General features: G+C 40.5%; 23 protein-coding genes. 14 read left to right on the forward strand and 9 right to left on the reverse strand.

The features are described from left to right. The 5 genes from nrfD (at position 1) to VZF35_RS20785 (ending at position 5,254) form a co-directional block, all read left to right on the forward strand. Positions 1–1,224: an NrfD/PsrC family molybdoenzyme membrane anchor subunit gene (gene nrfD / locus VZF35_RS20765; RefSeq protein ID WP_407308084.1), complete on the forward strand. Its 1,224-nt coding sequence runs from the start codon at positions 1–3 to the stop codon at positions 1,222–1,224. A gap of 457 nt (positions 1,225–1,681) precedes the next feature. Continuing rightward, positions 1,682–2,722, forward strand: a complete 1,041-nt coding sequence (locus tag VZF35_RS20770; protein ID WP_407308086.1) for a 4Fe-4S dicluster domain-containing protein — start codon at positions 1,682–1,684, stop codon at positions 2,720–2,722. A gap of 158 nt (positions 2,723–2,880) precedes the next feature. Further along, a complete protein-coding gene (gene sigK, locus VZF35_RS20775; RefSeq protein WP_407308088.1) occupies positions 2,881–3,624 on the forward strand; it encodes an RNA polymerase sporulation sigma factor SigK in 744 nt (247 codons plus the stop codon). Positions 3,625–3,820: 196 nt separating this feature from the next. Further along, complete coding sequence (locus VZF35_RS20780; RefSeq protein ID WP_407308090.1) at positions 3,821–4,075, forward strand: hypothetical protein; 255 nt, start codon at positions 3,821–3,823, stop codon at positions 4,073–4,075. Between the two features lie 207 nt (positions 4,076–4,282). Beyond that, positions 4,283–5,254: a VOC family protein gene (locus tag VZF35_RS20785; RefSeq protein ID WP_407308092.1), complete on the forward strand. Its 972-nt coding sequence runs from the start codon at positions 4,283–4,285 to the stop codon at positions 5,252–5,254. Positions 5,255–5,625: 371 nt separating this feature from the next. Here the strand turns inward: VZF35_RS20785 and VZF35_RS20790 are convergent, their stop codons facing one another. The 9 genes from VZF35_RS20790 to VZF35_RS20830 form a co-directional block, all read right to left on the reverse strand. After that, entirely contained in the window at positions 5,626–6,636 is a 1,011-nt protein-coding gene (locus VZF35_RS20790; protein WP_407308094.1) for a hypothetical protein, read from the reverse strand. 45 nt (positions 6,637–6,681) lie between these two features. Next, a complete protein-coding gene (locus tag VZF35_RS20795) occupies positions 6,682–8,187 on the reverse strand; it encodes a sensor histidine kinase (protein ID WP_407308096.1) in 1,506 nt (501 codons plus the stop codon). A gap of 44 nt (positions 8,188–8,231) precedes the next feature. Beyond that, positions 8,232–8,921 carry a response regulator transcription factor gene (locus VZF35_RS20800; RefSeq protein ID WP_407308098.1) on the reverse strand — a complete coding sequence of 230 codons (690 nt, stop codon included), beginning with the start codon at positions 8,919–8,921 and terminating at the stop codon, positions 8,232–8,234. 108 nt (positions 8,922–9,029) lie between these two features. Beyond that, positions 9,030–10,391, reverse strand: a complete 1,362-nt coding sequence (dltB, locus tag VZF35_RS20805) for a D-alanyl-lipoteichoic acid biosynthesis protein DltB (RefSeq protein WP_407308100.1) — start codon at positions 10,389–10,391, stop codon at positions 9,030–9,032. A 1-nt stretch (position 10,392) separates the two neighbouring features. Next, the gene (gene dltA / locus VZF35_RS20810) at positions 10,393–11,991 is read right to left on the reverse strand and encodes a D-alanine--poly(phosphoribitol) ligase subunit DltA (protein WP_407308102.1); all 1,599 of its coding nucleotides are present in this window, start codon (positions 11,989–11,991) and stop codon (positions 10,393–10,395) included. A 65-nt stretch (positions 11,992–12,056) separates the two neighbouring features. After that, positions 12,057–12,269 (reverse strand): teichoic acid D-Ala incorporation-associated protein DltX, encoded by a 213-nt coding sequence (dltX, locus tag VZF35_RS20815; RefSeq protein ID WP_407308104.1) that lies wholly within the window; start codon positions 12,267–12,269, stop codon positions 12,057–12,059. Continuing rightward, positions 12,172–13,377: a D-alanyl-lipoteichoic acid biosynthesis protein DltD gene (gene dltD / locus VZF35_RS20820; RefSeq protein WP_407308106.1), complete on the reverse strand. Its 1,206-nt coding sequence runs from the start codon at positions 13,375–13,377 to the stop codon at positions 12,172–12,174. Before dltD ends, dltX begins: the two co-directional genes overlap by 98 nt. Further along, complete coding sequence (gene dltC, locus VZF35_RS20825) at positions 13,378–13,626, reverse strand: D-alanine--poly(phosphoribitol) ligase subunit DltC (RefSeq protein ID WP_407308108.1); 249 nt, start codon at positions 13,624–13,626, stop codon at positions 13,378–13,380. A 641-nt stretch (positions 13,627–14,267) separates the two neighbouring features. Next, complete coding sequence (locus VZF35_RS20830) at positions 14,268–15,359, reverse strand: cell wall-binding repeat-containing protein (protein ID WP_407308110.1); 1,092 nt, start codon at positions 15,357–15,359, stop codon at positions 14,268–14,270. Positions 15,360–16,294: 935 nt separating this feature from the next. On the opposite strand from VZF35_RS20830, the gene VZF35_RS20835 reads away from it, so the two are divergent. The 9 genes from VZF35_RS20835 to VZF35_RS20875 all read left to right on the forward strand — a co-directional run bounded on the left by VZF35_RS20835 (position 16,295) and on the right by VZF35_RS20875 (position 21,954). Beyond that, positions 16,295–16,846 (forward strand): DUF1003 domain-containing protein, encoded by a 552-nt coding sequence (locus VZF35_RS20835; protein WP_407308112.1) that lies wholly within the window; start codon positions 16,295–16,297, stop codon positions 16,844–16,846. A 206-nt stretch (positions 16,847–17,052) separates the two neighbouring features. After that, positions 17,053–17,415 (forward strand): hypothetical protein, encoded by a 363-nt coding sequence (locus tag VZF35_RS20840; protein ID WP_407308114.1) that lies wholly within the window; start codon positions 17,053–17,055, stop codon positions 17,413–17,415. A 516-nt stretch (positions 17,416–17,931) separates the two neighbouring features. Next, complete coding sequence (locus VZF35_RS20845; protein ID WP_407308116.1) at positions 17,932–18,174, forward strand: hypothetical protein; 243 nt, start codon at positions 17,932–17,934, stop codon at positions 18,172–18,174. A 79-nt stretch (positions 18,175–18,253) separates the two neighbouring features. After that, positions 18,254–18,535, forward strand: coding sequence for a hypothetical protein (locus tag VZF35_RS20850; RefSeq protein WP_407308119.1), 282 nt, complete (start codon positions 18,254–18,256; stop codon positions 18,533–18,535). 23 nt (positions 18,536–18,558) lie between these two features. Further along, complete coding sequence (locus tag VZF35_RS20855; RefSeq protein WP_407308121.1) at positions 18,559–18,756, forward strand: hypothetical protein; 198 nt, start codon at positions 18,559–18,561, stop codon at positions 18,754–18,756. Between the two features lie 76 nt (positions 18,757–18,832). Then, positions 18,833–19,981 carry a hypothetical protein gene (locus VZF35_RS20860; protein WP_407308123.1) on the forward strand — a complete coding sequence of 383 codons (1,149 nt, stop codon included), beginning with the start codon at positions 18,833–18,835 and terminating at the stop codon, positions 19,979–19,981. A gap of 62 nt (positions 19,982–20,043) precedes the next feature. Next, positions 20,044–20,823, forward strand: coding sequence for an N-acetylmuramoyl-L-alanine amidase (locus VZF35_RS20865; RefSeq protein ID WP_407308125.1), 780 nt, complete (start codon positions 20,044–20,046; stop codon positions 20,821–20,823). Positions 20,824–21,144: 321 nt separating this feature from the next. Beyond that, a complete protein-coding gene (locus tag VZF35_RS20870) occupies positions 21,145–21,375 on the forward strand; it encodes a GNAT family N-acetyltransferase (RefSeq protein WP_407308127.1) in 231 nt (76 codons plus the stop codon). Positions 21,376–21,615: 240 nt separating this feature from the next. Continuing rightward, a complete protein-coding gene (locus VZF35_RS20875; RefSeq protein WP_407308129.1) occupies positions 21,616–21,954 on the forward strand; it encodes a hypothetical protein in 339 nt (112 codons plus the stop codon). Positions 21,955–21,990: the final 36 nt, after the last annotated feature.

Raw genomic sequence — 21,990 nt, forward strand, 5'->3', positions numbered from 1 at the left:
ATGGAAATTGTAACTACATTCGTAAGACAAGCAGGAGTGAAATTGACCAACGTGAGATGGAGGTTTAGGATAACCCCCATGAGATTAGTGTTTATGGCCATATCAGCCGCAGCTATAGCAGTAATCCTGGTGCGTTTTATATTAGGTCTGGGAGCGGCAACCAATCTAAACGATCAGTGGCCATGGGGACTATGGATTGCATTTGACGTACTGTTAGGGGTAGCCTTGGCAGGAGGCGGATATGGAACATGCCTTATAGTATACGTACTACGCCGGGATAAGTTTTATGCGATAGCAAGAAGTACAATGCTGACATCATTATTAGGTTATATTGTTGTCGTACTCGGACTATTGATTGAAGTAGGACAATGGTTCAACTTCTGGAGACCATATGTATCATGGGGGCATGCCAGCGTATTGTTTGAAGTTTTCTGGTGCGTTTCATGTTATACAGTGATTCAGATCTTGGAATTTTGCGAAGTAGCCACAGAGAAAGTATTTAAAGGCTTACACAAATACCTTAAGAAAGCAATGCCTGTACTACTGATCATCGGTATTACCCTGCCGACACTCCATCAATCATCGCTGGGCGAACTGTTTTACCTAATGGTAGGCAAAGAGAACCTTCTTTGGTGGTCGGTATTTCTGCCGCCGTTCTTCCTGTTATCATCATTTTTTGTCGGGGCAGGCATGATCATTATCGAAAGCACTCTAGCCGGGAAAGCATTTGATCATAAAGTAGATATCTCTGTCTTAAGAGGGTTGACCAGAATATCCGGTGCAGCAATGCTCTTGTATTTAATCTTAAAGATTGTGGATATAGCGGTAAAAGGAACTTTTGCCAATGTTTTTGCTTTTGATCTGCCCAGTGTCATGTTCCTGATTGAACTGGTTTTTGGTGTAATAATACCAATAATTATAGCATTCAGTTCCTTGTCCGGTACCCGCAAAGGCTTGATCTGGTTTGGAATACTTGATGTAGCAGGAGTAGTTCTGAATAGGTTTGATGTAGTGTTCACTGGAATGGGAAAATATTTGAACCAATACGGAGGACATTATTTTCCTGCTTGGACAGAGATTATAGTCAGCTTAGGATTAGTTTCGATAGCATGTTTAGCATACCTGTTCATAGTAGAAAACTTCAGTATTATCGATCATCAAGGATCAGAATCTGGCGAAGGTTTAATGACTGAAGATATTAATTATGCTTCCACTGCGAAATAAGCTCTTAGCCTTTACCAAAGTTAAACTATTGTTTTTCTAGTGTTTAACTCATTTCAAATTATATCAAATTAGGACATAGCCTTTGTCAGCCTTTTCTTTCTGATGAAATCAGAAGGAAAGAGAGGATGAAATGAGAAATAACTACTTTGCCAAATTGGTAGATAAGAATGTTTGCCAATTGAACGTTTGAATAAGCCTTCGAGTGGAAGAGTAACCCAACTTGTAAGCGCAGGTCAAGTAATTCTGCCTGCGCTATTTGTTTTTTTGCCTAGGATTAAAGTTTTAATGAACTGAATCTGCCTCTTGGACTCAACAGCGTTGTCTATAGAATCATTTTAATAATCTAAACCTCAGTGAGTTCTACTGCTAGGACATTCATTTTCAGGTGAAGTTTTTATATAGGATTTCTGAATAGCTCCTAAATTAGAACATAACGGTTTGCCTAAAAGAGGTGTTAATGATCTATAATTGCCAAATTGTATATAATCACCATAACTGTCTCAATAATAAAAAGGCATTTGTTAATCTTTGCCGGCTATGTATCGATTCCTGTCCCCATCAAGCCATTTCCGTATACGGTGAACTTGATGCTAAACGCTGCACAGAATGCGGGATTTGCATGGCTGTTTGTCCGAGCGATGGATTTGTCTATTGCAACTCCGATAAGCTCTATGAGTATATTCGAAATTCAGAAAAAATTGTTTTGAGCTGCCCACAAGCAATTCCGGCAGGCCATGAAATTCCTTGCCTGGGGATTCTCGATCGGGATTTATGGATGACTCTCATGCTGTATGCCCGGGAGAAGGAATTGACAATATTCACCGGAGTGTGTGCAGATTGTCCGGATAAAAAAGCTTGTGGAACGAGTGTGCAGATTTTTAAAGAAGTGCATAACACATGGAAAGATCATCCGCCGGTATGGATTAAAGTTGCATCTGATGATGGTAACAGTGAATCAGTGATCGGGAAAACATTGTCAGTTCAAACCAAAAACGAGAAAAAGAGCTGGCGGGACATCGGTCGTGAGAAATTTGAAGCAATGTTACCGGGGATCAGTTCCGGTGAAACGTATCTTATTCCGAAGACGCGGCAGTTCTTGGGGGAAACATGGAAATCCCGTGAAGCCACGATTAAGGTACTCCCTATACCGGCATTAAATGTGAGCAAAAGTTGTACAAATTGCGGTGAATGTCCAGAGATTTGTCCTCAAGGAGCTTTGACGAAAAGGGAAAACAAGGAACAGTTAACCTTGATTTATGAACCAATAAAATGCGTCCGTTGTCAAAGATGTGTCAGTATATGCCGCTCTAAAGCTTTAAGCATGGAAATTAAATTGTTATCTTATCGTTTACTAGCAGGTAAAGTTCTTTTGCACCAAGGAAAACGACGGTTTTGCTCTCGGTGTGGAATGCAAGTATTTGATAACTTGGAGCCGCCATTGTGTAGAGTATGTGCCTCAAGTGATCCAAATGAAGGGTTATTTCCCCGACAAGATTGACTTCATAGGCTTTACCAAAACCCGTAGACTTCGAGTTTGTCAGAACCGTGATTAGGACCTATAGATAAATCTGCTCCTGTGTTTTTAATATTCAGTGGAAAAGCACAATTCCTCTCTTTCGAGCATAGTTATGAACATGGTTCGAAAGGGGTGAGAGGGTGTTCACTGAATTCATGTTGGTTACAATTGCCTTGTCTGTTCTAAAAGGAGTAACGTTACTTGTTTCGTATATTAATAACAATGCTTTTCCACAACCTTTAAGTGAATTGGAGGAAGCCCGTTATCTAGCGATTTTAAGTAAAAGCAAAACTCAGCCATTTACCTTAACGCGTGAGGTGGAAAATGCGCGAAATACGTTAGTCGAGCACAATTTACGATTAGTAGCTCACCTAGTCAAGAAATTTGATGGAACAGGTGAAGATGGTGACGACCTAATCTCTATAGGAACAATTGGTTTGATCAAAGGAATCAATACGTTCGATCCTGGGAAAGGAACGAAACTGGCGACCTATGCTGCACGGTGCATTGAAAATGAAATTTTAATGCATTTAAGATCTCTAAAAAAATCGCGGGGTGAAGTTTCGATCTATGATCCCATCGGGATGGATAAAGAAGGGAATGAGATCTCCCTTATCGATGTCCTTGGTTCTAATGAAGAGGATATTTCCGTAAAGGTAGAAAATGACTCTGAACAAAAAGCGTTATTGGAGCTGGTGAAAAAATTAAACAAGAGGGAAAAGATGGTGCTCCAGTTGCGGTATGGTTTGATGAACAGCCCCAAACGGACTCAACGTGAGATTGCTAAGGCGTTAGAGATATCTAGATCCTACGTCTCAAGGATTGAAAAAAAGGCTATTCTTAAATTGATGGAAGAGATGAGTAAGGCAGATTCAAATAAATGATCTCTTGACTTCTGACTTTAGACGTTGTATAACAAAAATGAAGAGTATCTAACCCTGAAGGTCGCTTATTAAAGTGAGTTTCAGGGTATTTTTAGAGTTTTCGCATATTGAAAACAGATCTTCGGGTCGTCCTGTGTTCGTCTGGACCGATGAACACATCAAGGGGCATTTTGCAATGTGCTTCATCTCTCTATGCATGCTTCGGTATGCCCAGTATCTGCTGGGGGAGGCTCATCAAGAGAATGCTTCAGCTGCTAGAATAATAGAAGCTCTTCATGAGCCATTAGTGCTGGTCCAGGGAGAGTACCCTAACAATGTCGTAACTCCTACACAAGTCTCCCAGACTTACCTTGATCTAGCTAAGATTCTGAAACTCCCAGTACTTAAAACCAATATGACTTTGACAAAGTTCCGCTCATGTACCAAGCTGGACCTGACAATAAAAACCTGAAATAATAGGACATTTTAAAATCGCCAAAACGTTTGTATTCCAAACGTTCCGGCGATTTTTGGGCTTGTTTCTCCTAAAGTCAGGAATTATTTATTTGTACATAAGGGCATGATTATCTAGGTGAACTACTATGTGGAATTGACAAAGCATACTTGGGGTAAATTAGAGTAATGTTATTGGAAAGTCCAGATAGAGGGGAGATTACCTGTGAGTGCTGAAATCAAACATATCCATCATGTCGGTCACGTAGTCAAAGATATGGGTGTTGCGTTGGAATTCTATCGAAAGCTTGGCTTTGTTTGCCTAATACCAGCATATCCGATGATGGCCGAAAAAGAAGGTGAGGAACCTAAACCACTTGGCATGGCGAACACACATATTACATTTTTGCGCAACTTCATTGAGATTGCTACTGTTGTGAAAGATGAAGAACGGATTCCTGATAATGCCAACCTCGTTCCCATTCAGGTTCCACCGGCCGTACTTCCTCGAGTTCTTGAGAATATCAAACGTACCATAGATACTGTTTCCAGGTGTCTAGCACGCTACGAAGGAACGCATATTCTTTGCTTTTACACACCTGACGTGGAGGCTTCAGCAGCCAGGTTTGATAAATGTAATATTGGGCATAGCGGTGTCAACGCTGTCCAGCGCCCTGTTGAAACTACTGCTGGCGTGCAGATTATACCTATCAAAGTCTTGGAAATTGATGGAGAAGATGTACCTGAAGGCCGACTCGCTATTGCGGACATTCCACCATTAGAAATTTTACAGGCACAAGCCCATATGGATCATCCGAACGGAGCGGTTGAGCTTGTTGAAGTGATCCTTTGTGTTGCTGATCATGAGATTGATATTTTCATCAATCGATATCAGCGATATCTAGGCCGTGATGTCCGAGCGGATGGACTGACACGTATTATTGATCTGGAAAGTGCGCGAATAACAATTGTTCCTGAGTCTCGGCTGGCCAATATATTGCCAGGTGAAGCGGCACCAACTTTGCCAGGATTTGTCGGATATGTTGTTAAAGTGCGCAACATATCGGCTACCCGGAAATATATTGAAGGAAATGGATTGCCAGTGATGGAAACAACTGTAGGGGATATTTTTGTGCCGGCTTCCGCGGGGCTTGGTACTGTCATAGTCTTTAGACAGGCAGGGAGACACAAGTTTTAGATCTGTAGCATTCACTTGCAAGAGTCGTTTCTGTACATCTTACGGAAAAAAGGCCACAGATGAATCCGAGGAATCCATTAACTGGTCCTCACGTCTTTTCGTGTGAAACGTGTGGGGCAGAAATGTACCCGGAATGGTGGTTAGAGAAGCAAGAGCGTGTGCCCGAATAGGCGCTCTTTTTTACTTTTTTGGATTATTTATACATATCTTAGGAGGGAATGGAAAAAATGTGGAAAGTTGAAACGTATGACCTGGAACCATCAGAGGCATGGAACTTTTGAAGCAGAGTTGGATAGATCATGCAGAAATTACTGTATATATGATAAAAATACCGAGCTATTTCATGTTTACTAATTAATATAGATATTATTTTAAAGAGATTTTATAAAGCTATTCTGGAAATTATCGATCGCAGTATTAAAGGTGTTCTTGAAATCTGTGTTCACATTCTTCGTCTTAAGATTTTGAATAAAAGTTTTATAAGTGGATGTACCATACTGTTTTACTAGGTGTTCGACCGCCATAAAATCTTCGTATTCGACATTATATTGAGCGTTAAGAATATCATTTTCTGACGCAGTTAAAGGGAGTAGAATTCCAGTTTTAGCGGCGTTTCTTACGTCGGTTTCATAATAAGCCATTTCGTAAGAAGCCTTTTGTGAATTTACTTTTTGCATAGCCATGAGCCCGATACGCCAAGCTGTCCCCTCGTTAAGCCAAGTTGGTAGTTGGTCACCATATCCTTGACTTGAAAGACAAGCATGGAAAAGTTCGTGACTGAGAACATTAGCCAGATCACTATTATCTTCAAGATTATATAAAGGAATCCAGATGGATGTGTCGACGGTTAATCCGCCAGTATCAGCGACGATCGATTGTATGGAATTCGGATCAATACCAGCTTTGTTTAGTGAATTAGCGTAGGTTCTAGGTGAAGAGAATAAGACAATATTTATGGTTTTGGTTGGTGATAATCCAACAACAGTATTAATTGTTGGTAAAGAAATATCTTTAATTATTTGATTGGCTTTGGTAAGGCTTGCAGAAGGTACCGCGCTGTCGCCCGCACCTATATAGATATTTGTTGAAACTTCTTGGCCTTTTTGTGTTGTAGGAAGACTACGTAATTTTTTAGCAATACGTTCAGTCTGCCTATATCTAATCGTAGGATGACTTGTTTTTTGAGGGATGGAATTATAAGCTGAGTTATTACCTTGTTGATTAATTTGCGTAGTAATTTGTGATGACTGAGTTCCTTGCCACAGCATTTCAAGTGAGCTTAAAGAAGGTAGATTTCCATGAAGTATGGAGGAAGCAATTAGTACAATTGTAGCTGCTAAAATCTGTACTGTTTTGAAAAGATAATCAAGTAAGCCACTCATATATTTACTCCTTTTCAAGAAGAACAAGTTTATTCATCTGCAACATTATAAATCACTTGGAAAATGGATTGCAAAAGTTGTACCTTCACCCTGTTTACTTTCAACATCGATCATGCCGCCTCGTAAATTCACGATTTCCCACACAATAGCCAATCCTAAGCCGGCGCCACTACCGGCCTTCCTTTCCCTTGATCGGCTGCCACGATAAAAACGCTCGAAAATATAAGGAAGATCCTGAAGGGCAATTCCCTCACCGTTATCTGTCACACAAAGAAATTTTGCTTTATCATTTGTTTCAGTTTTAATAGTAATTTTCCCATTTACAGGAGTATGCTGAATGGCATTATGAATTAGGTTATAGATAATTTGCTTAAGCTCTCCCGGTTCAACCGGCAGGGATATTTCGTCAACTTGGATATCCAATGTTCGGTATTCTAGTAATGATTTAAGCAGGGGTAAGAGTTCTGGAAAAATATTTTGAACGAATGTTTCCGGCTTTGCTTGAGGGTCTTGCCCGATGTGTTTTGTTAAACGGTTGAGGGTCAATAAATCCTCAGTAAGGTTGATTAATCTCTCGGTTTCAACAAGCATTGATTTATGGGCAGAAGTTAAGGTTTCTGTGTCTGTTTCCGGGTTGCGCAACAAGATTTCCAGGAATCCTCGAATAGAAGTCAAAGGGGTTCTTAATTCGTGGGAAGCGTCACCAATAAATCTTGCCATTTGTTCTTTGGCTTCTGTTTCTGTTGCCAAAGATCGATTAAGAGTTTCCAGCATTTGATTTAAAACAGACCGTAAATGCGTGATTTCCGAGGCTGCTGGCTCATGGGGTATTCTTAGGGTGTAATTGCCAGCAGCAATCTTGCCGGATATGTCGGACATGCGTGATAAGGGTTGAAGAGGTTTTTTCAAAATATAAAACGTTAGAAGTCCGCCAAGCACTAGAATGAACAAGGTGCTGACAAGAAAAACCTGAAGTTGGTGGTAGAGAATATTATTAATCTGCGTTAAAGGGGCAGATAGTACGGCATAACCGATTAAGGTGTTGTTTGATGCTAGTTTTGAATTCTGTCCTGTTACATTGGCTGTAGTTTCATAGTTGAGGTAGATCGGTACAGAAATGACCATATAGCGGATTCCTTTGGGGGAAGTTAAAATGGCATTAGTTCGAAGACTGTTTTTTTCAATTTGTTTTTGAAAAAAGGATTTTTCAAGAGCATAAGGATTTTTTGTATTAACTTCCTGGCGGGTAAGGATACCCTTAAGTTTTTTGTCGGGCGAAAAAAAACCGACTACAACACCAGTACTAAGGCTAGGCCAAGCCTTGGGAAACAACTGTTCATGGCCCAACCATAGGTTTAGTTGATTTACATCAAATGAACCTATTTGAGCCTGAAGGTCCTGGGTTTCTCCTTTCATCAAAAATTGATTCAAAGCCTGGTACTGAATTATCCCCATAATCAGAGAAACCAATAAGAGGCTCAACCAAAGCCTTACTAATAGTTTGCCAGTCAGGGAATCCTTCCAATGTGCTTTAACACCAGCTTCTTCCATCCAAACACCTTCCGTCCTCTAAAAAACGTTTTAGTTAATTGTATTTAATTATTTGGTGAAGGAACCAGACGATAACCGGCACCACGCACAGTTTGGATTAATTTGTGTTCTTTGTCGCCGAGCTTATCACGAAGATAACGGATATATACTTCAACGATATTGTCTTCGCCTTCAAAGTCATAACCCCAAACGTGGTTTAAGATGGAATTCTTGCTGAGTACTTGACCGGGGTTCCAAAGCATGTAGGAAAGAAGTTTGTATTCGGTAGGAGAAAGGGAGAGTTGGCAACCGTTAAAAGTAATCGCATGGTGCGCTTCGTCCAGGCAGAAAACGTCTATATAGTACTTTCCAGTCAGCTCTGGATAGCGGTTACGTAATTGAACTTCAATTCTGGCGAGTAGTTCGTCAAAATGGAAAGGTTTGGTCAGATAATCGTTGGCTCCTCGCCTCAAGCCCACAACAATATCCGCAGCTGAATTTTTTGCCGTCAGCATAATCATGGGGGCTTGGCTGATTTCTGGAACAGCCTGACATAAATCATTTCCATCCATGACAGGCATCATTAAATCTAAAATGATCAAGTGTGGTTCAAATTCGGGAATGAGTTCTAAAGCGATTTTACCATTAGCTGCGGTTTTTACAACAAAGCCTTCTTTTCGCAAGCCTAAGTCCAACATTTGTCGTATCGAAGGCTCATCATCGACGACTAAAATACGAAATGAAAATGAAGCCATGAATGCCCACATCCTTTGAAGATTTGTAGGTAGAAAGATTTTAAGATTCGGTAGTGAGTTAGCTGAACTCAAAATGAACAAGAATATGCTTCTGTCTATTATTATATATCATACCAACCGTCCGGAGAAAATCAGCAAGCCAAAACAAGTAAACTGGAGGGTAAGCAATCTAGCCAGCATATCCCAGGCCTTTCCATTACTCCAAAAATGCTTCTTTTTATTGAATCGTTCCAGAAACTCAAAGATGATCATTAGAAGAGCTATATAGAGCCCATAGATAATGTAATGCCACTCTGTTCCGTGCCAAATTCCCATTATAAGAAAAAGCAAGAGGTAACCAATTGCGGATGTAGTGTAGCGACTGGTAAAACGTTTCTTTTTAGCACTGTCCAGAACAAAGCGCATATAGATATAGTCTCTGAACCACATTGATAGAGAAATATGCCAGCGGTTCCAGAAGTCTTTAATATTTTTTGACCAGAAAGGTGCTTTAAAATTTTCGGGGGTCTGAACTCCGTAAAAGTGGCTCACTCCGATAGCAAAGGCGCTGTAACCGGCAAAATCAAAGAAGAGATAAGCACTGTAAGCATACATATATTGAATCGTCGACCATAAACTATGAGCATGATTTAGCGGGATAAGCATATATTGGTTAATCAAATATGCGATAATGAACTTATATAGGAAACCGCGAAAAATGTATTCCAAACCTTCAATGAAATTAGTGATATATTCTTTCCTAGTTATTGTTCTTTGAAGATCCGAGAGAAACCTTCGGTATCGGTCAATAGGTCCTGAGGCAAGAGTAGGGAAAAACAGAACATAACTTATAATATCTCCTAAGTTAACTTCTCTGATTAAGCCATCTCGGATCTCAATCAATGTTCCTAAGATTCTAAAACTCACATAGGATATTCCTAAGAAACCCAGGACGGAATTCTCAGATGATGTCATTTGACCTTGATTAGAGGCGTCTTGTCCCAAGTTTTTGAGGATTTGTGGAAACGTCTGAGAAACTGAAGGGAATTGAGAGTTGAAAAGGGTTTTAGACAAGTTTTGAACGCTTTGGGTAACATGATTGTAATTTTGGGTTATTGGGGTTGCTTCCAAACCTCCTAATAATGTTGTTTGAGCGAAGTGCAAACCTATCAATGGTGCTAATTTTACCAATACTAAGGGTAACAAGCTTCCAGCTATAGCAAGATAAAAGATCAAAGAGCTATTTTGTGTTTTTTTAGATTGACGATAACGTAGATAAAACCAAATAATTAGGTACTCCCAGATAAAATAAACGACAGCTTGGGCTAGATAGGCATGAGGACGCAAAATAAAATATAACATGCCAATGGACGAATGCATAATCCAAAGTGAACGGGTCTTGGGAGATGCTTGGGTTAATCCTAGAATTATTGCTGGTATTACAGGTATGAGTAGCCATAAAAAGAAAGAAGAATTATCATATGGAATCATTTTACCCTCCTTGAAGTGCTTTGCGATCAACCTTGCCGTTCGTTGTCAGTGGTATGCTTTCAATGAAGTTATACCGATGTGGTAACATATAAGCTGGTAATCGTTGCCCTAATTTTTGACGTATTTGCTGACCCATCTCTTGCCGAGCTGATTCCGGATCTTGAGTACAATACTGAAAATCATTGCTAAGTTTGATAAACGCTTGAAGTGCAGCATTTTTCCCCCGCCGCACAATCGGAAGAACAATGGCATTTTCAACCTCAGGTAACTTACGTAATTGTTCTTCTATCTCGCCTAATTCAATTCGATAACCGTGCAATTTAATTTGAAAATCTTTCCGTCCCAAATAATATAACTTCTCATTTAGCCAGTAACCGATGTCGCCGGTACGATAGGCTTGCTGACTGATTCCTTTTTCCTTCCACTTAAAGAAGGCTCGTTGTGTAAGCTCGGGACGGTTAAGATAGCCTATACTTACGTTAGGTCCGGCGATAACAATCTCGCCCCTTTTCCCAGGTGGAAGTGATTTAAGGAACGGCTCCTTCAAATCTACATTGGAGACCTCCCTGTCCAGATCGTCAGGATCACAAATATAGATTTGACAATCTGTAGAATTCTGCCCAACAGGTAGTGGGTCAGAACACTCGAACATTATTGCAGTAATATTTACACCGGATACCGCAACTGTACACTCCGTCGGACCATAAAGGTTTATGACCTGAGCTCTTGGAAAGCGTCCTAAGAGGCTGGAGGCTACAACATTGGGAAGAACTTCACCACAAAAAAGAAAATAACGTAGCTTGGGCAGAAGCTTTTCAGTAAAGCTCGGATCCATGAGGCATATCTCCGCAAATGAAGGTGTAGAAATCCAATAGCTTATTTGCGATTCAAGCAAAGAATAAAATAAGTCCTTAGGATTATTAGTTTGTTCCTGATCCACACTCCACAAAGTTCCCCCATTGCTTAGGGCCATGTATAAATCCATAACTGATAGATCAAAGGAAAACGGGGCCTGATTAAGAAAAACCTCTTCTTGCTGCTTGGGTCGATATTCCCGGTTGACCCAAGAAATAAAACTTTCTAAAGAACTATGGGTAATTTGAACACCTTTTGGTTCCCCGGTACTGCCGGAAGTGAAAATAATATACCATACATCGTCAGTGCCGATATACCATTCTGGGTGGGGTTTGGCATTATGGAGTAAATTAGAGATTGATGGAAGCTGAAGGTGCTCTTGCCAAAATATGCCCTTCATCTTTGCTTTTTCAGGAATACTCGTGGGAGAAAGTATGGCTGCTGCTCCAGAAGATTCAACAATTTTAAGCAAACGCTCAGTGGGAGTGGATTTATCGATAGGAATATAGGGATGCCCTGCTTTAAGGCAAGCTAAAAAGAACACCAGCATTTCACTTTCTTTATGACCGTAGACTATAATGGGGGTTTGTTTTTGCGAATCATGACTTACTTTCTGAAAAAGCCAATAGGCTAAAGCATCAGAATAAGTTTTTAGATCAGCATACGTTAAAACTTGTTCCCTATATTTATGAGCCAACCGTTGCGGAGCTATTTCAGCCCATTGATCGATTCGTTGCAAAAGCATAAACTCACCCTCTCGGATTATTATTGTCTTATAGCGTTCTAAACACAGTACAAAAATATCTCATATTAAAAGCCGTCGTATATAAAAGGTGGAGGGGTATGCTGTTTCTGGACAAAATAGAGAACAAAAAGCCCCATCAATATCAGGTAATAATAGACTACACGGGCGAACCAGGCAGTCTTAGGATTTTTGATGAACGAACTTATCCAGAGTTTCATCAAATTCAAGCCATCCTTTCTCACTGGGATGTGATGGATCATCCATAAAATATTTGTCATACTCGTGAGTGGAAAAATCTGCTAAGGAAAATGCAAAGTGATTCGCCATGTCACGAACCTGGCTATAATACTTTTGACGTTGTTCTTTTGGAAAACCGGTAAAATCATACCAGAGGCCATTAACAGGCTGAATCAGAAATATAGGATCGGCTCCTTCATCCTTTAACACATTCATCAATAGATTAAGATCCGAATATTCCGGAGAAGGATAAAAATGCCCCTTGGTTGCTGAATTCTTTAGGCTTTGTGGGTTTTTAATCTTCTGTTTATAAAAGTTGTTAACGACTCCAAAGGGATTATTGGTTTCATTTTTCTGGACATCGGCAGTGGCTTTCTGCTGCATTTCAGACCAAGTTGGTAAAGCTCTCTGGGAAGTGCCGCTCGAATTTTTGGCAATTTCCTTTGCGGGGAGATGTTGAATAACTTGAATTGTTTTTAATGCGTCCTGAATTTCTAAAGCGGACATTTCTATTCTAGCGGCTGGCCAGTATACTAATTCCATAATGATCGATCCCGGATCTGTTTGTCCATAATATTTAAGCAGCCCATCTAAAATCGGATACGTTTTCTTTACTTCATCAAATTGAATTAGACGTTTTGCTAGATCGCGTTTTGTTTGAAGAGTCAAAGAGGGATTAAATATCATTGAGTATGCTTGTAAAGCAGAAAAATTAGCTGCAAAGGTATTTTGAGGGATCCCGTTACCGCCAAACCACTGAGCAGAAAGTGATAGAACAATTTTCTTGTCTTTTAAATTTTGAGCCCCTGCATAGAGCGCTTGAATGAGATCTAAAGAACCAGCATGCCCAACTAAATAAGGGGTCCAGCCTGTTGGCTGGTCAGCAAAAAGTTTTGTTGGGTTATAGGGACCTCCATGCCCAAATTCAGATGATCCGTACATTGGGACTACGTTAGGATCTTTCAAAGCCTTACTTTGTAATAGTGTCCCCTCGAAAAGGGAAGGTATTTGGCTCTCACTTGCCGTTTCTATCACTCCGGGTTTAATATAGCTGCTTACTAACCATTGAGTGAGCGGTCCAACAGCGAGTATGCTTAGGAAAAAAAGGAAGAGCGCTACCCCTAATGGTGCTAAACGCTTACGGATCATTTACATTTTCTCCTCTAGATATTGAATAATCCTTTCTGGGGTCGACCACGTCTCTCTTTCCACTTCCGTTGGCGCAATATCAATGTCTAGTTGTTCGTGAATCGTCACCATCAATTCAACTAAGCCAAAGGAATCTAAGAGGCCATTGGCAAAAAGGTCTAGATTGGGATTGTTCACAACTTTATCAGTCCCGCAGATTTCTGTAAGAGCGCTAAAAATTGTATTTCTGATGATCGAATGATTACTCATTGCTTATCGCCCCTTATCTTATAATGTAGTTAGGTTAAATCCTTCAGAAGCCAAGTAATATAAAAATCCGCCTAACACTAAAATGATTATATAAACTTCTCCTTAAAATTAGCTGAGAACAGATATAGGAAATAAATCTGCTTTGCGGTGAAGGTAAAAGACTCTGTATTCTTTGCAAGAAATGGATACGATGTAACTGCCTGGCTACTAAAATGAAATTCCCCCTCTTTCCAAAAGAAGGCCCCTTTTGAAGTTGGTGAGATGGTAGGAGTGAAAGAATACTTGTAGCCCCTTACGAAAGCTTGCACTTCGTAACCCTAGAAGAGGTCGACGTGAACTAATGTATCTTAAATAATTGTTTAAAGATAAAGACTACGACCGAGATAGTTAAAACCAAAACTAAAATTCCTTTAAGTCCCATAATCCCCATGAACAAGGTAAGATGATGCATTTGCCACTCTCCTAACGAGTTTGCTAAACTGAAGAAAAGTAATTAACAGAGTAATTAAACAGCCTTAGTCCTTTTGAACCAAGGCTGTTTTTCTATTTAATTGATAAGGTATAGTTCGCAATTTTTGGTTGGAAAGCTTTTGATTTCGACCATAATTAGGAGAAATTTATCCACTCATCCTTACTTTGGGTTAGTTGTTCAGTGGGAGTTGTATTGCACTACTGGTCGTTGTTGTAGGAGGAGTAGTATTTGTATTTCCAATCCCCAATTGTTCATTAACACGATCGACCACCCAATCTGGTAACCCAACAGATCCTCCAAGAACATTAACTTGTGGGGTGACACCGGTATTATGAAGTGTAATGAGATAATCACGTATTGCAGGTGGCAGTTGACCAGCCTTAGGATCAACTAATAAGATAGGTGCATTGTTTTGCGCAGCCAACGTACTGCCGGAAAGAGCGTCGGCAAAATCAAATCCATTAGCTAGATAAATCTGTGTTGGATTGGGGTAAAATTTATACAAAATCTGAGATAAGGTCTCGAATCGATCCTGTCCGCCAAACCGCTGAATTTGGGCGTTAGGCGCAGCACTTTGGAGTTCTGATTGAATGGCATCGTGCAAAACGAACTTTCCTCCGACAATATAAATGTTAGACGGTTGATCCGTGGTAACGAAATCCTTCACAGATTGAGGCAGTTGGTTAGGTCCGCTTAAAAGAATCGGCCACCCCTTGCTTGCAGCTATTGAGGCTACCCCTAAAGCATCTGGGAAATCATAACCGCTGGCAATGACTATCGGAGTTCCAGTTGTGACATTGAGACTCTTGACAATAAGAGCATCTGTTGCAAAACGATCATTTCCTCCCAAACGGGTCACCGTATAACCTGCATTCAGCAACCAGTTTTCAACTTGTCTGGGGACAACGGCAGCCCCACCAACAATCGTGACAGTTCCACCAGATGTCATATGGTTTTTAATAAAATCCAAACTGACTTGGGAATCGTGCATGTTAGTACCTACCAGGATAATTGGGGCTTGAAGCTTTGTCGCCAGAGTGCTTGCTGCTAAAGCATCGGGAAAACTATAAGCAGAAGCAAGAATAATATTTTGCACTTGCTGTCCCTGAAATTCTTGACGAGCGATGGCTATGGATGTTTGGAATCGGTCTTGTCCAGCAAAACGATTGTAATTCGGAGCAGCTTGTACGCTTCCAACTAATGAGAAGAGAAGCAGGGCACTTGTTGTGATCACCGTGGCTAGCTTTATGTTCTTTTTCATTTCTTTTTCCCTCCTGATTTTTGGTATATGAGTAAATATAGCAGGTAAATTAATTATTCCATAGGCCATCCCTCCCGTTTTTGTTTTATGAAAGATTAGGCTTCGCATTTATTTAAGGAGGAGTAAGTATAAAACATACATAGATTAACAAGTAAAGCTGAGAGTTTCCTGAGAAAGAACAGTGAACGTTTGAGGATTGTTATGGTTCGGAAAGTTACAAAAACAAATTAGATAGTATCAGCTGCCAGTTTCTCACCTAACATTTATAGATTATAAGGGAGTTCTGTAAACTAAAAATGCATTGAATGTGAACGGAATGTAAATTTTTCTGTGTCCCTAATAATTTGATCATAGCTCCTTGAACCCGGTAATTATTATAAAGTTTATACTCGTAAATTCTCTCGGAAGGGCTATCCTTACCAACAACATATTGTCGGACAGTGCATGGTCGATAGTAGAGTCATCAGTGAATCACAGGTTGACAGATTATTAGTTGAACCTATCGAATTGAAGGATTTTAGTCCGTCACCTAATAAAGTGAACCTAATTTCAGTTAGGGTTTTGATGTGCGCTGGGTATAACGTGAGTAGCAGTGGGTCTGATTTTTTTACAAAGGTTTAATGGAATGTTTATATATATTTCACGTAATCTTAAAAGATATCGCCTTACTCTATAAGCAAGAGGCAACGCCCACGAAACAAATTGAAAGAGATGGTTTATAAACCACTTTGAAGCTGGTTAAACTTCCGTTATGAAGTGGATTCTTTTGGTCGTGGTATTGAATTGGCGCAGTATGGTAGTGTAGACTAGACTAAATAATTAAGTTCCATTGTATCCTGAAGAGGCGTCAACGATGATGGACTTATACGTCCACGGCATTTTCATAAGGCCAGGAAAATCTTTGGTAGGTAAGATTTAATATTGGAGGGATATATGTGCAATATTCTAAAAATGAACAAGAACATGAAGTAAATCAAAGCTTAACTCCATCTATTAGCGATGCTCATGCCGAACGCATTGATCGAATCGTTGACGATTATAAAAGTCACATTCTCACTCAACTTAATGCCCGAGATCATCGTGAGACGACCCGTTCCGACCTTTTAGCAGACAAAGTAGCATTTTTTGCTGGCAGTTGGAAGTTTATTATCATTTTTACATTATTCCTCACCTTTTGGATGGTGTGGAACAGCCTTACTATAACAACTGCACTCCATTTTGATGCCGCACCATTCATTCTTCTCAATCTCATTCTTTCGTTCACTGCGGCATTTCAAGCTCCCTTCATTATAATGAGTCAAAACCGACAAGCCATTCGTGACAAACACGAAGCAGTCGTCGACTTCTCCATTAACTACAAAGCAGAGTTAGAAATAGACGACGTACAAAAGCATCTTCATCATCTAGAACTTCAAGTTGCAGATATTCATCAGATGCTCCATAAGCTTCACAGTAAACAAAATGAGCCTGAAAAAGAGAAATCATGACAATTTAAAAAAGGCCAAAGGTCTAGGATCAAACTCCGGGCACACCAGGCGGCTTTGAATCCAGGTTGCCGGATTAGGTCATCTGTGTAGATTTAGCACAACTAGACAGCTGCCAACAATTAGAACATATGATACACTATATATGGATTTGTAATCTGTCAAACATTAAAATAACACAAGCACGCAATAGAAAGGCCGTATACGCAATGAAGGATAATGTTCGGGATTTTAAAGTCTATAAAGGTAATGGAAAAACTCCGTCTGTATTAATGCCGCGCTTTATTAGAGATGTAAGAACACCGAATAGCGAACGATATTCAATAATTATGGGAGAGGATTTTGAATTAATAGGTACATTAGATTTGCACATTAGTGATATAATTCAATCCACTTTAGTGATTGTCCCAAACGTTGATCAGGACACCCTGGAATTATTAGTAGGTCTTATCAAAATGGAATTATTGGCACCTTTAGAATTAGATATTGAATCTTTCAATATCTTTAAAGGGGTCTCTGATTTTATAGTATTAGAAGAAGAAGATTTTTTTGATGAAGACGACGATGATTGAGACGTTGATTGCAATAATTGTTCTAGCGACTGGCTCACGAAACTGATCAGCCCCCTCCGTTCATGTCGTGACTTACAAAAATAGACCGCCTGTTTGAAGTCAAGCGGTCTTGCCGGATTATACGCTCGTAAAATTAACCCTTCATTCTACTTGACTATGTTTATCATCAGAGTGATAAATGGTACTCAAGAAATGGAGGGTTTTACTTATGTAAATTAAGATTATTCTTGCTGGGGGTGTTACTAAATATTTCGAACGCCGCTGCAGTTGGATGGATGAAACTTTACACTACCAAGAAGGTAAAATGGTACGCATATGTTCAACACTCTGGGCAGATGCATACAGACAAGCTGGAATAGACCTATGCCCAGGTATAAAATATCCGAGCCCAGGGGATTTGGCCAATTCAAAGTTGCTTCGAAAAATTGGGAGTCTATAATCATACAATTGAATGATTTTACCAGGATAAACGCCTTTAAACGGGCGTTTTTTATGTGTTGAAAGGAGTTGGAGTCCTTGGGTGAACAAGAAGATCTCAAAACTCGTGTGGCTGTCTTAGAAACTAAAAATGAAGCCGCTGAAGTAAGGCTTAACTCGTTAGAGATTGACGTAGGAAAAAAGTTTGACCGCCTTGAAGCCAAACTCGATCAACTATTAAGGGCTGCTCAAGGTAGACCGACATGGACGGTTTCCCTGACTGTCTCTGTGTTGCTCACGATTGTGACCGGATTAATTGTCTATGTCGTAACACAGCATTAAAAAACCATTCGATCCTGTCTTCGTTTATGGGACCAAAAAGAACTGCTTAGCATATCTTGAAAGAAAGGAGAGGACAGGCATGACAGAGGCACATGAAACCATCCGGCACTTAACCGAAGTCGTTATCACCCCAGAACACGCGGAACGCACAGAGTCGGCAGAGTTTCGCCACGCCAAGGAACGATTGAAGACAGACGGACATTTTAAATGTTGGGTGTGCGGAGCAATAGAAAATCTCCAGGTGCACCATTTTGGGGCAGAATGGAGCCTTGAAAATATCACCGACTTTGCAAAATTAAAGGCGTTTTGCGAAGAATGGGACCATATGGATATGGGCGACTTCTGCGGAGTCAGCCAGTAACAACCGTCGATGATGTTCGGAATATGTTGGTTCTCTGTCAACATCATCATACAGGCGGTTCGAAGGATGGTACGGCCAATGGCATCCACGAGATTACGTTTCCTGTATGGGTGATTCAGAAACTAGCTAAACAAGGCGAGGATCCGGTACCGCAGGAGGGGGAGAAGCGGGAACGAATATTATTTGAGACTCACGAATGGACCAAGCTGACAATAAAATGATCATGGAAGAATTGGCTGACATGAGAGAAATCATGGAGGCACCTTAAATTGAATTAACGGAAGAAGGACGTAAAAAATGAAACTTGGAAAAAGACCGTATATCCCAAGTGAAAAAGATCTACTCTACCGTAATTATCGAGGAACAACTTTACCCCCTATTCCTGCATCCTTCGGGCACCAGAGTCTTGTAAGTGACTGGGGGATGCTAGGAAACGACACGGTTGGAGATTGTGTTATCGCGGGGTCCGACCACGAAGCAATGCTTTGGACAGCGGAAGGAAGCACAGAGGCATCCTTTACCGTATCAAATGCTATCAGTGATTACAGTGCAATTACAGGATACAACCCTAATGATCCAAACACCGACCAGGGCACAGATGTTAGGACTGCTTTACAGTACCGCCAAAAGACCGGAACGATTGATGTAAGTGGTAAAAGGCATAAGATAGCAGCCTATTTGTTGTTAGACCAATCGAACCTATTGAATGAATTGCTGGAGTCTGCATATCTATTCAGTGCTGTTGGTATTGGCATTAATTTCCCGGACAGTGCTATGGATCAGTTTAACAACGGACAACCGTGGAGCGTAGTACGAGGCTCTCAAATTGAAGGTGGCCACTATATCCCTGTGGTTGGATATGACGGCTCATATATCTACTGTGTAACTTGGGGGCAAGTACAGAAAATGACCGTCGATTTTTTAACAACTTATTGTGAGGAAGCTTGGGCAATACTGAGCCAGGAGTTTATCAACGGTAAGGGAGTGTCACCTGAAGGATTTAACCTTGCACAGCTGCAGGCTGATTTGGCAGCTATTACTGGTACACCAATACCGGCACCAGTCACATTGACTTCAATTTCCGTTTTACCAACGACATTAAACATCATTGCTGGACAATCCGGAACAATTACAGTCACAGCACACTATTCAGATGGAAGTATAAAAGATGTTTCGCAGTTAGTAACCTATAGCACTGCTGCTACAAACGCCTTGTCTTGCAAGGGAAACACAATTACCTCATTGCAGAATGCTTCCGGTCAATATAATGTCACCGTAAATTATCAAAGCATAAATACTACGCTAGTCGTCAATGTAAGTACGAACCCAAATCCAAAACAAACGTACGATCTGAAAGTAAGCAATTTGGATAAGGCAAAGGCTGATGCCCTGATGACTGCTTTACGGATTTTTGGATTTACAGTGATCGAAGAACAACAGACTTAATGAGTTCTTTGAAAAGGCCCTAAATTCAAGGGTCTTAAATTTTAGATTTAAAGGAGTAAGCAATGTCATCCTCAAAACCTCTAACAATACAGATACCTTCACCAAATTACGGTCTACCACGGGGTACGCTTGGTCGGGCTGGGAACAACGTGATCGCCATTGTCGACCATATTATGAGTGGTACTTTGGTCGGGACAGACAGTTGGTTTCAGAATCCTACCTCTGTGGTAAGCGCGCATTTTGGTGTTGGAAAGAACGGCGAAATTCATCAATATGTAGATATCAACAATGTTGCATGGGCTAATGGGGTGGTAGATAAACCCTCGTGGCCACTACTAATTTCAAATGTAAACCCGAACTACTATACGGTAAGTATCGAGCATGAAGGTCAAAGTGGAGATCAGTTTACGGAGGTCCAGTATCAGGCAACGCTGGGCTTACACCGTTGGCTCATTGATACGTTCGGATTTGAGGTAAACGATAATACGATAATCGGGCATTACCGGCTTGACAGTGTCGACAAGGCTGAATGTCCCGGCCCTGGATTCCCTTGGGCCAGGTTGTTTAAGGATTTGCAAGGAGGAAGCGACGTGTTAAATATAGCCGTTCTATTATATACGAAAGAAGATTACTGGGCCGGCGCTGATGTTGCGGCCAAAAACGGAAACTGTGCTATATTTGTACGTCCTGATGATCATTCAGTTCCGGCGGATGCCAAGAGTGCTAAACAGTTGATTGTTATTGGTGGGCTAACAACAGGGCATCCAAACGAAGTACTGTTATCCGGAAATACAAAGTACGACTCAGCTGCAGCAGTTGCCAAGTACTTGGGGATAAAATAAATAACTTTTCCCATTCCAGCATATTGGGATGAATATAACGCAAAGCAGGTCAGAGAAGGCCTGCTTTTTGATTTAGCTAAAGGAGGAATTATCATGTTACAGCTAATCCAATTATTTATTGCTCCCAAAGTGTTTGTCACGCTGTAAAGCCGAATTTGTTTTTAGCAGTCCATAGAGATTAGACAATTAATTAAGCATATACAATTTGGGGGTAGGGGGAGGTCTAGCCATTTTTAAGGAAAATCAGGCAAAAGGGAGGATAATTCGCAAAATAATTGAAATTAACAATAAAAGATCTGAGTAAATCATACAAAGGCTAAATTGCTGAGAATAACCGGATACTTTTCAATAGTTGAGGTTAAAGAAGACTTTTGGGCGGGTAAGGTCTGGGTCCGGAAAGGTAATTGGTTAGAACATCTTTTTATACTGCCAAAATTTATTGGGAAAAGAATTGGCTCTGAACTGATATCATACACAATTGACATGTGCAGAGAGAAGTCTATTGGACGGTTGTTTATTTTCTCCGATCCAAATGCCAAAAGGGTTTTATGATAAAATAGGAGCCAGATATATTGAGGAATCGCCGTCAAGTATTGAAGGACGTAATGTTTTACTATATGAACTTGTCATATGATGAACCTGCCCTCATCCGGGGGAAAGGTATTCTGGTAAGTCTCCCAGACAACGGAAAGGAAGCATTCGGACACTCGTTAAGGGTAAATAAATTACCGGCGGGAGCGCTGGTGGTGTGGGGTTTGGGACTGGAATTTCAATTATTTGGAGGATGAACAAATGACAGTAATAACCGATGAGTTCATGAAACAAATGATGTCTACAACTAAGACATATAGTATCGTTATATTAAAGGCTGGACCAAAAAGGCATGAGCCTGGGGTTGAACAAATCGTATGGGAACACGGTCGGAGGAATTTTGCTCTCCGTGAAGTTGGGGTATTATCTATTGTTTGCCCAGTTACTGATGGAAGCGACGTAAATGGAATTGGCATATTCAATGTTGATATCGAGGAAGCAAAAAAGATAATGGATGAAGACCCCGGAGTTAAAGAGGGCATTTTTGTCTATGAAGTTCATCCGTGTAGAAGTTTTCCGGGTGATAACCTTCCAAAATAAACCCATTCCCTAACCCCTTACATCACGCAAAGTGTT

The sequence above is a fragment of the Desulfosporosinus paludis genome, assembly GCF_045689965.1.
Lineage (GTDB): Bacteria > Bacillota > Desulfitobacteriia > Desulfitobacteriales > Desulfitobacteriaceae > Desulfosporosinus > Desulfosporosinus paludis.